14 protein-coding genes are annotated in these 13,408 nt (G+C 56.1%); 9 read left to right on the forward strand and 5 right to left on the reverse strand.

The genetic code is table 11. The annotated features are described in order from the left end of the window. Positions 1-35: 35 nt before the first annotated feature. Positions 36-281 (forward strand): hypothetical protein, encoded by a 246-nt coding sequence (locus RGCCGE502_RS19870; protein WP_016555984.1) that lies wholly within the window; start codon positions 36-38, stop codon positions 279-281. Positions 282-454: 173 nt separating this feature from the next. Further along, positions 455-658, forward strand: coding sequence for a CsbD family protein (locus tag RGCCGE502_RS19875; protein WP_016555985.1), 204 nt, complete (start codon positions 455-457; stop codon positions 656-658). 84 nt (positions 659-742) lie between these two features. On the opposite strand, the gene RGCCGE502_RS19880 is transcribed toward RGCCGE502_RS19875, so the two are convergent. Beyond that, complete coding sequence (locus RGCCGE502_RS19880) at positions 743-937, reverse strand: hypothetical protein (protein WP_016555986.1); 195 nt, start codon at positions 935-937, stop codon at positions 743-745. A gap of 315 nt (positions 938-1,252) precedes the next feature. Between RGCCGE502_RS19880 and RGCCGE502_RS19885 the strand changes: the two genes are divergently transcribed. From RGCCGE502_RS19885 to RGCCGE502_RS19905, 5 genes are all read left to right on the forward strand, one after another. Continuing rightward, positions 1,253-2,338 (forward strand): YihY/virulence factor BrkB family protein, encoded by a 1,086-nt coding sequence (locus RGCCGE502_RS19885; RefSeq protein WP_016555987.1) that lies wholly within the window; start codon positions 1,253-1,255, stop codon positions 2,336-2,338. Positions 2,339-2,557: 219 nt separating this feature from the next. Next, positions 2,558-2,992, forward strand: a complete 435-nt coding sequence (locus tag RGCCGE502_RS19890) for a hypothetical protein (RefSeq protein WP_016555988.1) — start codon at positions 2,558-2,560, stop codon at positions 2,990-2,992. A gap of 135 nt (positions 2,993-3,127) precedes the next feature. After that, positions 3,128-3,703: a hypothetical protein gene (locus RGCCGE502_RS34650; protein ID WP_016555989.1), complete on the forward strand. Its 576-nt coding sequence runs from the start codon at positions 3,128-3,130 to the stop codon at positions 3,701-3,703. 22 nt (positions 3,704-3,725) lie between these two features. After that, positions 3,726-4,256 carry a hypothetical protein gene (locus RGCCGE502_RS19900; protein WP_016555990.1) on the forward strand — a complete coding sequence of 177 codons (531 nt, stop codon included), beginning with the start codon at positions 3,726-3,728 and terminating at the stop codon, positions 4,254-4,256. 1,125 nt (positions 4,257-5,381) lie between these two features. After that, entirely contained in the window at positions 5,382-6,074 is a 693-nt protein-coding gene (locus tag RGCCGE502_RS19905) for a class I SAM-dependent methyltransferase (RefSeq protein WP_016555991.1), read from the forward strand. A 15-nt stretch (positions 6,075-6,089) separates the two neighbouring features. Here RGCCGE502_RS19905 and RGCCGE502_RS37410 read toward each other — a convergent pair whose 3' ends face one another. Further along, the gene (locus RGCCGE502_RS37410; RefSeq protein WP_016555992.1) at positions 6,090-7,517 is read right to left on the reverse strand and encodes a mannose-1-phosphate guanylyltransferase/mannose-6-phosphate isomerase; all 1,428 of its coding nucleotides are present in this window, start codon (positions 7,515-7,517) and stop codon (positions 6,090-6,092) included. Between the two features lie 36 nt (positions 7,518-7,553). Further along, positions 7,554-8,978: a phosphomannomutase gene (locus RGCCGE502_RS37415; protein WP_016555993.1), complete on the reverse strand. Its 1,425-nt coding sequence runs from the start codon at positions 8,976-8,978 to the stop codon at positions 7,554-7,556. A gap of 432 nt (positions 8,979-9,410) precedes the next feature. Here RGCCGE502_RS37415 and RGCCGE502_RS36735 point away from each other — a divergent pair, with 432 nt between their 5' ends. Then, entirely contained in the window at positions 9,411-9,599 is a 189-nt protein-coding gene (locus tag RGCCGE502_RS36735) for a hypothetical protein (RefSeq protein WP_141652382.1), read from the forward strand. Between the two features lie 80 nt (positions 9,600-9,679). After that, positions 9,680-11,134 (forward strand): O-antigen ligase family protein, encoded by a 1,455-nt coding sequence (locus RGCCGE502_RS19920; RefSeq protein ID WP_016555994.1) that lies wholly within the window; start codon positions 9,680-9,682, stop codon positions 11,132-11,134. Here RGCCGE502_RS19920 and RGCCGE502_RS19925 read toward each other — a convergent pair. Both RGCCGE502_RS19925 and RGCCGE502_RS19930 read right to left on the reverse strand, forming a co-directional pair. Beyond that, the gene (locus tag RGCCGE502_RS19925; protein WP_141652383.1) at positions 11,125-12,048 is read right to left on the reverse strand and encodes a glycoside hydrolase family 16 protein; all 924 of its coding nucleotides are present in this window, start codon (positions 12,046-12,048) and stop codon (positions 11,125-11,127) included. The two genes, RGCCGE502_RS19920 and RGCCGE502_RS19925, sit on opposite strands and share 10 nt — an antisense overlap. 24 nt (positions 12,049-12,072) lie before the next feature. Continuing rightward, positions 12,073-13,212 carry a glycosyltransferase gene (locus RGCCGE502_RS19930; protein WP_040675152.1) on the reverse strand — a complete coding sequence of 380 codons (1,140 nt, stop codon included), beginning with the start codon at positions 13,210-13,212 and terminating at the stop codon, positions 12,073-12,075. Between the last annotated feature and the right edge of the window lie 196 nt (positions 13,213-13,408).

The raw sequence follows: 13,408 nt of genomic DNA on the forward strand, positions 1-13,408 counted from the left end.
TCTTATGAACACCCACTTACATCAGGCCGTCATCGATGTTCAGCAGGAAAATACTCGACGCATCCATTAGCGATTTTGCCACCAGCCTCGCGGCAATGATCGATGATGAGCTGTACGCGACCATGGAACTGCTAGAGACAGAAAGCGAGTCTCCAAATGACGGGAATGTTGACGAAATTCTGGCCAGAATAGCGTTAACGGAAAGTGAGATAGAGCGCCGCCATCCCGGCCAGCTCTTGCGCCCATACCTCGACTGGAAGGAGCGCAATGTTGGTCCATGATATTAGCGGCTGTCTCGTCGCTTTCTAAAGGGTTGGCCACACGCCATACTTCGTCGCGTGAGATTTTTTATAAGATATGCGATCAGGCCAACCCAGATCGCAACATGATTTTCGAGGGAACTGTCTGCCGGCTTGGCCGTTTGTCTCGCAGTCCCAACCGAATGGAGAAAATTGTGGATTGGAATCGCGTAGAAGGAAACTGGAAGCAGGCCAAAGGCAAGGTCAAGGAACAGTGGGGAAAGCTCACGGATGATGACCTCGACCGAATTGCCGGCAAGCGCGACCAACTCGAAGGCATTATCCAAGAACGCTACGGGCTCGAACGCGACCGCGCCCGCCAGGATATCGATGATTGGTATGGCAAGCAGACCTGGTGAGGTCACTGCGGCCCGGGCACCAGCCCGGGCCGCCCTGCATGAAGGCCCTCGACAGAGATTTTGACTATCGATCCTCGCCTTTTCTCAATCCATCTTGAGAACGATAAGAACGTGATCTCCATCGACATCTGTGACGACATCTCCGTCCTGGGTGACAAACTGCGTATCGTCGTGGTGCTCGAAGTCCGGCAAAATCTTCTGTGTCGAGCGCATTTGTTCGATGGCGATCCGCAAATTTTCGGCCCGGATACTGTAAGGCAAGCGTTGACGATTGGGCACCGGATGACCTCCTAAGGCGATCCAGAAATAATTAAGCAAGCCAGTTCGGTTGCAATCCCTTCAATGTGAGTAAACAAGGCAAACAGGGAGAACCTTTGGGCGTACCTCTCTGGCTTTTGGTCTTATGTCACTCAAATTGCTTAGATGAAACCTCGAGGTCAGGAATCTGGTAGAGGGCAGCCCGAGGATCTGCAAGCGTCGGAAAATTTTATCACCTCTCTGCCGCTGATTTCGTCCATTGTCTATCGACATTGCCCGTCAGATGCATCCTTCCGGCGCCGGCCGCGTTATGGGAAGATCGTCGGAGTGAAGACCATGAGACAACCAATCCTGAGCAAATCGGGCAACCCGATAACAGCAAGCCTGTTTGCGCTGGCAGCCGGCGCTGTTTTGTTGAGAGCTTTTGCCGAACGCAAGGACCCAGAACCTTCAAGTCCATCGCAGCATGATTCGATGGACGAGCGGGGGCGCAAGGCGGTCGTTCCGGAGGCGATTCCCAAAAAGGGATTGCGCGACGTGTTCTGGCGGGTTGTGGGCAAGATATCCAGCCACCGTATAACCCTTATTGCAGCAGGGGTATCGTTCTACCTGCTCCTCGCGATCTTTCCGGCACTTGGTGCAGTCGTGTCATTATACGGACTTGCCGCAGACCCGAGCACAATATCCGACCACCTGAGAGAGCTTTCCTGGGTACTCCCGCCTGGAGCCTTTGACCTCATTGCGGAGCAGGTCAAGAGCATCGTACAGCGCGGAACAAGCACGCTCGGATTAGCCTTCTTTATTGGCTTGGCCATCGCGCTATGGAGCACACATAACGGTACACTTGCCGTGTTCGACGCAATGAACGTGGCTTACGAAGAGAAGGAAAAGCGTGGTCTTGTCAGGCTTAACCTCGTTGCACTTTGCTTCACGCTGTGCGCTGTCATTGGGGCCCTGCTTATGATTTTTCTCGTTGCTGTTATGCCGCTGATTTTGACCTTCGTGTGGATAGATGCATTCAAGGAGCAAATCGTATTGCTGATGCGATGGCCCGTGCTGTTGCTTGTCGTCATTGCTGCATCAACCGCAATTTACAGGTTTGGTCCAAGCCGTGAGCCTGCCCGAGTGAGATGGATGACATGGGGAGCCGCCTTCACAGCTATCGGCTGGTTCATCATGTCAGCAGCGTTCGCATTCTATCTAAACCGCTTCGCAGATTACAGCGCCACCTACGGCACATTGGGCGCCCTCATAGGCTTCCTCATGTGGATGTGGTTGTCCGTTGTCATCTTGATCCTGGGAGCGGCATTGAACGCCGAGCTTGAGCACCAGACCGAAATTGACACGACGACGGGACGACCCTTGCCAATGGGTGCACGTGGAGCTTATGTCGCTGATACTGTCGGCGAGGAGGCCGAGTAATGGGCTGAATGAACGGACCCCGGTTCCATTGATTTGAACTCCAATCGAAAGATGACTGCGGCTTGAAAGGGAGCGGCAGCGAAACTTTTGGTTTCTGGACGATCTTTTTTGCAGTTGCGCTTGGTTCGCGTGTCAAACACGCGATCTAGCGGTAGCGCAGATGTTGACTCCGTGTCTCGCTCGGTTGAAAAGACTCTTGGCTATAGAGGGAGATAACTGATGGCTGACGAGAATAACACAGGGTCGCCGAGCGATGGCGGAACCACCGCTGCTCCTACAGACGTTGCGCCGCAGAAGAAGCAGCGCGGACCGCGCAAGAAGGCGGCCATCGAGGTGACCGGTGCAGCAACGCCGCTTGCGAAGTCGCCGAAGGGCACGCGCAGGAAGCGCGGCGAGCAAGTTGGCGAAGCAAAGCCGGCTTCTGTTGAAACGTCCGTCGCGGCCAAGGACAAGAGCGGAGCCGCCGTTAAGGGTCCGCGCAAGTACGGCTCCGCAAAGCAGGGTCGGCAGCCAGGCACGGTAAGCGCTTCGGCGAGCGACGAGTTCGCCGACCTCATCCAGCTCGAGGAAGAAAATAAGAAGCTTCGCAAGTCACTTGCCGAAAAGCTGCGTTCTGAAAACGCCGATCTTCGCAAGCGTCTTGGTCTTAACTGATCTGAGCGCTCCGCGAGGCTCAGTACAAGAGGCCCTTTATGTTGCCGGTAGAACAGAAGTAACCGGGCCCGTTCAAGGGCCCGGAAGTAGAAAGCTGCGGCAACGTCGTGGGACGCGGCCGGCTCGAGGAGCATTATGAAATCCCCCTGGAAATTCTTGACACAACTGGGGTCGCGAAAGCGGCGGGCGGACCCCGATGAGAGTCCTGTCGGTGGTCATGCCAGCGAAGATACGCGGGCAACCGAAGCGTCGGAAGAATTTCTGACTCCTGACGAGACACAGGCAAGCCCGGTCGATAGCGATATTGCACCGGGCGCGACCGCCGCGGGCGTCGCGGCTGCGGACCAAGTCGCGGACGAGCCCGCCGAATTGTCGGTGGACGCCGAAGAGAACGATCAGCGTAAGATTGGTAGCCACGATGGCCCAATCGTTGAAATGTCAGACTCAAAACCGGAAAGCGACAAGAGGAAGAGACAGGCGGCTGTTCCGCAGCAGCCCCGGAAGCCCAGGAAAAACCACTCAAGTGAAGTTGCTCAATCTAGCGCCGCATCGGAAAGAGCTCGACCTGAGCCGCTGTCGTTGTCGTTTGCGATTGTTGACGATAAAATCACCGAGCTGGACCAGGAGATCAAGCATCTAAGGATCGAATTGGCTCAAAGGCTGCGTTTGCAGAACGATCAGCTTCGGAAGATGCTGAAGCGATTCGATTGACCTCATTCTAAAGTGAACAAATATGAAACCACAACAGCGCAAATTCGTCGTCGAATTCAAATCGACGCGTCGCCGTCCAAAAGGTCAGGCGAAGTCAATCTGGGGCAACACCGATTTCAAAGCCATCGTGCGTGAGACGCAAGCAGATGCTCCGCACCTGTTCGGGCCAGTCGATCCGTCGCCGCAATCAGGACCGGAGCGAGAGCATCATCTACCGGCCAGCTTGGCACCAGCCGAGGCTGCCGCCCCGGACCATGATCTGACGCAATTCAAACAGTCTGATGTGCCAGCTGAAGCAGCACCTCAGTTTGAACGGGATGCGGCGAAGCCGGTGGTGCGATCGTCAAGACCGCCACGTGAGCAACCCAAATTGCGCCACCGTCCAGTGCGTAGGGCAAGCACCGATTTTCGCGAGACGCCGACGATGGCTCAGCCAGGTCAGTCCGACGACCTAATCGCGCTCGAAGACGAAAACAGAAGGTTGAAAGCGTTGATGGCGGAATATCTGCGCCAGCAAAACTCAGCGCTTCGGGATATGCTGCTGCGTTTCTGAGAGAGTCATGAGACTGCCTCGATCGGCGACGTTGTGACGGGAGGGGGTTGAGCTTACCTCCCGGACACGAAGGACCACGGTCGTACAATTGTTGGTCCGGGGTATCTGTAGCAACCGGGTTATGCCGTCCCAAGCGGGCTTCCTGCCATTCAAGGTCCGATCGAATCCGGCCGCGCTTTCGTCAACCGCACGCTGTCAGCGAAGCGTGACCAGCGGCGGATGGCTATGCGGACCTGTAGTCGAGGCGAGATTCTGAAAACGCTGGTCGAGCAGAAATCTTCTCAGAACCATCGGGCAGGCTGTTGTTAAGCAGGCCAACAAAGGCGTCGCGGGGCACCACGGTTAGTCTCCGGCGTCGTCTCCAAGACGAGGGTGCGACCGGGAGAGGCGCAGATAGCTGGCCCGTACTCAAAGTAGGACCTGCGCCCGCTCCCAAGCTACGGATCCAAGCTTTCTTTCGTTTCCGTCGAAATCCTGAAACACGGTCGTTCGTTGGATTGGGCTAAACTTCATTCCCACGCACCCGCTGTCTAACGGGTCGATCAACGATGTCATTAGTCGTGCTCGGGGCCGCCGTGGAAACAGATGCTCGAATTTGGCTCGGCCTCGAGGACGACTCCAATATTCACGAGGCCCCAAAGCGATGGTTTTCAGTGTCCTCGAACACCCAAGCGTCTCGCAAAGTGACGTTCGACTGAGGGGCAAGTTTTCTCTGAGTGACGCCGTATTCTGTCCTTCACTGCTTCATCCGGTCGTTAATGACGTCGCGGGAGAGGAGTATCAGCAGGCGCCTCCCGCGGCATCCAGCGGCAAGCTTCGCCATGGATGTGGTGCGCAAAAGACTTGCTTTTTATTCTGCGGCCCGTAAGATAGCCCGGTTTCATTTCTTGTATAGAAGCGCTCCCTCATCACAGCACTGCAATAGAACGTGACCTTTATTTCTTTTTTTATTGCTGGACGGTCTTTAACAGCGTTGTTATGTTGCCCTGCACAATAGAGACGAGGGCAAGCTTCATCGCACAACGTTAATCGCTCTTTTGTTGCATTTGCTATTGGGGCCTCTGTTCGGTGTTGCCCAGTCAAATCGTTGGCTGCACCGCGCAAGGTTGTAAACGGGAGCGTTCGGTGGAGCAGATCTACATTTCAAATGAGTACGCCGATTTGAACCCAACATGGCACGAAGAAGATTCGCCATGGAAAGCTGCGCAAATCTCCAAGATCATCGACAAGAACAAGATCAGCTTTTCCAGTCTCTGCGAAGTGGGTTGCGGCACCGGCGAGATCCTGCTCAATCTGGCGCGAACTTACCCCCACGCAAAATTTGATGGGTATGAGGTCGCTCCCCATGCCTACCAGAGGGCTAGCAGGAAAACGACAGACAATGTTTCCTTCCATCTGAAGGACGTTCTCAAGGAACCGGACGTCCAATATGACGTACTTGTCATTGCCGACGTGATCGAACACGTGGAGGACTATCTTTCCTTCATCAAGGGGCTGCGTAGGCTTGCACGCTACAAGATCTTCCACATTCCCCTTGATCTGTCGGTTCAGTCTGTCCTGAGAGGTTGGCCAATTACAAACCTTCGCAAGAACGTCGGCCATCTCCATTATTTCTTTAAGGATACGGCCCTCGCCAGCCTCACGGATTGCGGCTATACGATTGTCGACCATGCCTATACCGCCAGCCGGATCGAGCTGCCGAAACAGGCCTTGAGCAGCAAGCTGATGAGTCTGCCAAGAAAGCTCTTATTCCCCCTTAACCCCGATCTTGCGGTCAGGGTCCTTGGCGGCTACTCATTGCTTGTCCTGGCAGAATAGGATCGTCGGCGCGGATCAGCTGCGGCCGAACTCGTCGACGATACGGATGATATCGTCTTCCCCGAGATAGGATCCGGTTTGCACCTCGATCAGCTCGAGCATGATCTTGCCTGGGTTGGCCAGGCGATGGATTTCGCCGAGCGGGATGTAGACGGATTCGTTCTCTCTCAGCATCTGCACGTTCTCGCCGATGGTCACCTCGGCCGTGCCCTTGACGACGATCCAATGCTCGGAACGGTGATGATGCTTCTGCAGCGACAGTTTCTTGCCCGGCGTGACGAAGATGCGCTTCACCTGGAAGCGGTCGCCGTTTAGCACTGAGGTATAGCCGCCCCAGGGCCGGTAAGAGGTGGGGTGGGTCTCGGTCAGCTGCGATGTCGTGGGGGCGGCGGCGAGCATCTTCACGAGGTTTCCGACGTCCTGGCTGTCTTGCAACCGCCCGACATAGACGGCGTCCTCGCTGGCGATGACCGCGATATCGTCCATGCCCTGGACGGCGAGGTGGACGCCATGCGTCATGATAAGCGAGTTCTTGGTGTTGACGACCGTCGTATTGCCGGCTGCCACATTGCCATATTCGTCGCGGCTACCACTCTTCCAGACGGAATCCCAGCTGCCGAGATCGGACCACTTGAACGGCGAAGGGACGACGGCGGCGTTGCTCGTCTTCTCCATGATCGCGTAGTCGATCGAGATGTTCGGGGCAGCGGAGAATGCTGCCTTGTCGAGGCGGGTGAAATCGAGGTCGGCCTTAGCGTTTGCAACGGCTTCGCTCCCCGCCTTGATCGTTTCGGGAGCATGAGTGCGCAATTCATCGAGTAAAATCGAGACCGAGAACATGAACATCCCCGAGTTCCAGTAGAAGCCGCCCGTCGCCACCATGTCCTCTGCCTTGTTGAGAGGCGGCTTTTCGATGAAGCGCGCCACCACACGGGCGCCGGTCGTCAACGTTTCTCCACCCTCGATATAGCCGTAGCCGGTTGCCGGTTCGGTCGGCTGAATCCCGAAGGTCACCAACTTGCCCTGGGCGGCTGTGGCCGCGGCAATGCGAACGCAGTCGAAATAGGTGTCGTCGGCAACGATTTCGTAGTCGGAGCCGAGCACGTGAATAATGGTGTCCTCGTCAAAGCGGTCGCGTACCAGCATGGCCGCGGCGGCGACCGCGGCGGCGGTATTGCGGGCAACCGGTTCGAGGAGGATGGCGGCGAGGTCGATATCCAGCTCACGCGCCTGCTCTGCGACGAGAAAGCGGAATTCCTCGTTGGTAAGAACGACAGGTGCGTCGTAAAGCGCAGGATCGGAAACGCGCAGCAGCGTTTCCTGAAACAATGTCTTGTCGCCGACAAACTGAATGAACTGTTTTGGAGCTGCAGCACGAGACAGGGGCCAGAGGCGAGTGCCCTTGCCACCAGCCATTATTACGGGAACGATCTTCTGTGTCATTTGATATGTCCTCGAGTACGATTTGTGCTTCGCCAATCAATTCGCCTGCGCCCACCACTGGATTCGCTCCAGGCCGTCATGGAGCAAATCCGTGGCGGCGGCTTCGCTTTGCGCCTCGGCATAGCAGCGCATTTCCGGAGCGTTGCCTGAGGGACGGAAATGAATGATGCGTCGATCCGACAGTGTGACTCGAAGCCCGTCAATATCAGTGACGCTGCCGACCACACCGATCGGCTCCAGAAATGCGGCGAGATTGGCAGAGCCGGCGCGAAGATAGGCCATCAATCGTGCGCTCGTCTCGACCGGAAAATTCTCAAGCCGGTCGGCTGCGGCAAAAGGCAGATGGAAGGACGCCGCAATCCCTGAAAGCGGTTGCCGTTTCGAGGCTGCAAGAAAAAGGGCTGCCAGGATAGGGACGAAACAATCGCGTGTTGGCAGGGGCTGCAGCACCTGCCCGTTGATATCAAACTCGCTGGCGGTCAGTACGCCGCCATTGGCTTCGAAACCCGCCACACGGCCCTGGCCGCTGGCCAGAGCTTCCTGCATCCCCGATATGACGAATGGAGAACCGACCCGCGTGCGAATGACGCTGAAGCGACCGGCAGCTTCGAGACCGGAATTCGACGTCACGGGTGTCACGACCGCGGTCGCGCCGAGAAAGTTCGCTGCGATCAGTCCGAGCATGTCGCCACGCAACGGCCTGCCGGTTTCGTCCGCCACCAATGGGCGATCCCCATCTCCATCCGCGGAAATGACGGCGTCAAGGCGATGCTGGCTTGTGACCTCCTTGAGCGTGGCGATCGTCTCTTCGGAAACCGCCTCGGTATCGACGGGGATAAATGTTTCCGAGCGGCCAAATGGCACGACCGTTGCCCCGAAATGTTCCAGGAGTTCCACCAGAAGGTCACGGGCGACCGTACTGTGCTGGTAGACGCCGACCTTCAAGCTGGAAAGCGCGTTTACCGGAATGAGGTTGGCGTTGCGCTTGCGGAAAACTGCCAGGCACTCGGCGGATCGGTTCTTTGTCCTGGCACCGCCGGGGGCAAACGCGAACTCGGCGCCATCGAGTTCTGCCGCAAGAGCCGTGATCGCCGCCTCGTCCGGCTTGTCGATCTCTCCGTCCGGTCGGTAGAACTTGATGCCATTACGATCTGCTGGGATGTGCGAGCCAGTCACCATAAGACAGGCGGCCTTTTCCTGCAGTCCATAAAGAGCCAGCGCGGGCGTTGGCACCGTACCGCAGTCGTGGACATCAAAACCAAGGCTATCAAGTGCATCGGCACAGTTTGTGGCGATCTCCGGGCTGGAGTTCCTGAAATCCTGACCTACCAGAATGGTGTCACCGGGGCGGGCCATTCCGCTGTCGAGCAGATAGCGACCAAAGGCTGAAGCATAGAGCGCCGAAGCGCGGCCCTTGAGGTCGACAGACAGGCCGCGAAGCCCGCTCGTTCCAAATTTCATTCCGATATCTTCCTTTACACGTAGCGGTTATACGCCACACTCAACAGCCCTTGTAAAGTTCCCCTCGGCAAGCTTTACGTCGTCATCGCTCCTTCCGACTGCCCGCCTCCCGCCAGATCAGAAACAGCACGCCTCCTACATACCCAATCTGCATCAGAATTATACAAAGTACGCTATAGTATAATGACAGAGCTATGCTCCCGTAATGAAACCAGCTAAGAGCAAAAAACACGCATGTAACGCATAGCATTCGTAGATAAATGCCAGGAGCGCGCATTAATTCGATAAAACGCTTCATGAATATTTGAACCTTTCGTTTACAGGTTCACATGCGGGTACATGTTTTGCAAGTGCGAAGATTGGCAGCTGATTCATAGTTCAACGCAAGATCAGTGCTTGCGAACGTCACAAAAAGGTCTTGAGCGCTGAAACATGACAAGGCGCGCCAAATATCTGCCTTTGTTGCTTTCCACCCGCTTTATTCTTTTCAAGACTTTCATCGGCGTATATGCTGCGCTGCAGCGTCAAAATATTACTGTATGTCCGTCAACTGGCGCGGTGGCGATTTTAAATGCTGCCAGGATATGCAGGGGAATTCTTGGCGAGCCGGGTATTCTGTAGGGGCGGGGGAAATTTCGCCGATATTCATCGCCAAGGAATAAGAGGTTATTAGTGGTGGCTGCGTTCAAAGGATGTTCAGGATGATGGAGCCTATTGGGTTATTTACCGTCGTTCTGGGCCTCTATTGCCTGACACGCGGTTATGGCGCGACGGTTTCTACCTTTATCGTCCTGACACTCCTTGGCTCGGCCGCGGCGCTGACCTTGGGCGGTTCCAGTGTTCCCCCGGCACATCTGTTTCTGCTGTTTGTTGTCATTGCCGCGCTTCGAACGCCTTCTTTGCCGGGCACAGCAATCAACGCCTTTCGCCTGGGCAAGCCGGCCTTCTGGTTGGCCGGGCTATTGCTCTATGGCGCGATCTCCGCCTATTTCTCGCCGAGATTGTTTGCGGGTATGAGCCATATCATTCCGTTGGGAGCGTCTGAATATCCCTCGACGGGCGGTACCGTCCCGCTGGGCCCGGTCTCAAGCAACTTGACGCAGACGATCTACCTCACCGCAGACATGGTGTGTTTCGTCATCATTGCGTCCGTCTGCTCCACCCCGACCGGGTTTCGCGCGACGTTCAACGGGCTTCTCGCCTGGGCTGCGGTGAATATTATGTTTGCCCTGCTCGATCTCGCCACCAGCGCAACCGGCACCGAAGAGCTTCTACAGTTCATGCGCAATGCGCAGTACACGTTCCATGACAATGATACGGTCAATGGCATGAAGCGGATCGTCGGCTCATGGCCGGAAGCCTCGGCTTTCGCGGGGATGACGCTGGGTGCACTCGGATTTACCGGCACGCTCTGGATCTGTGGTCGCTATACCGGACCAACCGGTCTACTCGCCATCTGTTCGTTCGTGCTGATCATACTGTCAACATCCTCGACAGGCATGATTGCAGCCCCGATTTGCCTCGTCCTGCTTTATCTGACCGCGGTCCTGCGTTGTGGGGTGGGACCAAAGAGCAGACGCAGTACCGCTGTCGTTCTCCTGGCTCCACCAATCGTCCTTGCCCTGACATTGATCGTTGTGCTCCAGGACAATCTCTTTCGCACGATCTATGACTACTTCGACTTGCTGGTCTTGAGCAAATCGACTTCCGGCTCTGCGGTCGAGCGCGGGTCCTGGAATCTTGCTGCCTGGGAGAACTTTACAGATTCTCTTGGGCTCGGAGTGGGTCTCGGCACTGCGCGCACCTCCAGCTTTCCCATGGCGCTTCTTTCCAATGTGGGCGTCCCTGGCACGACATTCTTTCTGCTGTTTCTGCTTTCAGCCTTGAGGCCCGGCATGTCGGCTCGCACGTTTGAATCCGACGTTCGTCTTGCAGCCTGCAACGGCTGCCTTGGATTGCTTGCTGGATCACTGGTCGCCGGTCCAACAGTCGACCTTGGCCTGCTCTTCTTTGTCCTCGCCGGTCTTACGGCCAGCCGTCCGATTGCCAGGATGAAGGAGGTCCCGCTGTTGCCACTGCGAAGTGGTGTCCTCGACAATGCGGCGCCCGCACGCCACCCGCAATTGACGCTGCATAGTCGCAAGCATCAGACGTAAACGCGGAAATAATCCACTCGCATATGGGTTAGAAGTTGCTGAGCCGTCAGACCTTGAGGGTAGGGTATGTCTGCGCTGAGCGCGAGGGTAAGCAGTGGCCAGAATACGTCCCCGTCGACGTCGAGATCGGGAGAGCGATGGATCGGCCAATCTGCTGTCTTGCCCGTGCGTGAATCGATGATTGGCTTTCGTTCGAAATAGGGGACGCACTTTGTGTCGTCGACGAGAATACCATAACGTCTGTAGTCTTGCGTGACGTCAACACCCGTCGGCACGCCGGTGCCCTCGTGGTGCTCGCCAGGCTGGCCCCATTCGTGCAGATAGGTGCCATACAACGTCGGCTCCCATCCCTTGTGTTCCACGACATCGAGCTCGATGCTGGTTTTAGGGGCAAGAATGCTGCGACCGTTCATGAGCCAGAAGGCTGGCCAGGTAAGCGGATGGCTCGGAAACAGCATCCGTGCCTCGAAATAACCTCGCCGCCATCCTTTGGTGACGATGCCGTCCTTCCTAGCAGTCTGAATGTTTCCCGAAATCCACTGGTATTCCGGGTTGGTGTTGCCATAGTAAGCCGGCACAGACATAGGTGAGCCGATGTACTTGGCTGAGATTTGCAACGCCTTGCCATCTTCGGCTCTGGGATCATCTACGATTTCGTAGGGGATGAAGCCCTGCTCCCCTGACCGCCTGGCAAAGGCTGAGCGACCATAGAAGCCGGTGTCAAAGGTCCCGGCTTTCGGTCCTGCATTCCAGACAGACCAATCCAGCTGCGAAAAACTGTCCTCGAAGTCGATTTGCCGATTGGCGGTCGGATCATCAGTGCTGGCAAGGACCTTGCGCTGCGCGATGCCCGCGACGATAACGGCGCCGGTGGCGGACAGGAGGCTCCTTCGAGACATTCCATCTCTGCTCATGCAGGCCTCCTATGTCCGATGCTACTATCCTGCAGCGGCACGTAGAGCGGTGGCATGGACATCGACCACCTTCTCTTCACTATATTGATCGATAAACGATTGCCGGAAGTCTGAATCACGTTTTGCCGAGACAATGTGATCACAGTAGTCGATCATTGCGGTGACGAGCGAAGCCCCACCCTCCGGATCGACCAGACGGCCGAGCCTGGGGTCGACAAGGATGTCGCTCGGCCCGAACTCGCAATCGGTTGCAATGACGGGCAGGCCGAACCGAAGCGCCTCGCATATTGCAAGCGACCAGCCTTCCCAGCGCGACGTCGATACGTAAATGTCGCTTGTCGATAGCGCGGGTTGTGGATCGTCGGGATGGTGTTCGATCGCGACGACGTCCTGCAATTGAAGCCGCGCAATTTCGCGGCGCAGATCCTCTTCACCCGATCCGTGCCCAACGATCTTCAGCCGGGTGTTCTTTCGCTGCTTGTGAACTTCAGCAAACGCCCGAACGAGAATGTCCTGGCCTTTCTGATGAGAAAAGCGGCCAACATTGATAAAAGTTACGCATCCAGGCTCGCCGCCAGTGGTCTGCGCATTGTCAAATTTGCGAACGGGATTGGGCACCCAGCATTGCGGGACCTTGCTGTCAAACATCTCGCGAAACGATGAGAGTTGTCGCGGCGAGGTTCCAAAGACATACGCGGTGCGGCGAAGAAAAAAAGCCTTCATCAGAAAGAACAGTATTCTCGCCTTCAGATGGCTGCGTTCGCGCTTTGGGTTGCCGTGCAAATGGATAGCAAAGTTTCTCTGTATCCCGAGACAAGAGACCATCGCGATCACAGCCGGCTCGATCTGAGGGACAACGACAAGATCGTATTTCTTGCTCTTGATGACATCTCGGAAGGTCGTCATCAATTGTAGCCTACCGTGTGGTCGTCGGTCGATCGTGTGGTAGCGCCGCTCGGACGGCCGATTATGATGTTCTGAAGTATAGAGGACATCGACGTCGAAATCCTCGTGATATCGATCGGTCAGACTGCTGCAAATCGTGTCCACTACCCGTTCGATCCCCGCAAAAGATTGCGTTCCCGGCTGGATGTAGAGAATTTTTCGAGCGGATCGGGGAGGGAAGGGGTGCCTCTGTCCGCGCTCGGCGGCACTCAGCTCCATAAGGGGGTCCTTTTTAGCGTCGATCTGATCATTATAGTGGTTCGCCCGGACCGCTTGAGATTATTTTTTTGCGCGCCGCACAAAAAGCATCGCCCGCATCACAGTATAATTGTGCGATGCGGCGTAAAATGCAATAGTAATCTTAACGATGCGAACTTAAAACGACGTAATACCGATACGCCTTTTTGGTTAGCGG

Origin of the sequence: Rhizobium grahamii CCGE 502 (genome assembly GCF_000298315.2) — a bacterium.
GTDB lineage: Bacteria > Pseudomonadota > Alphaproteobacteria > Rhizobiales > Rhizobiaceae > Rhizobium > Rhizobium grahamii.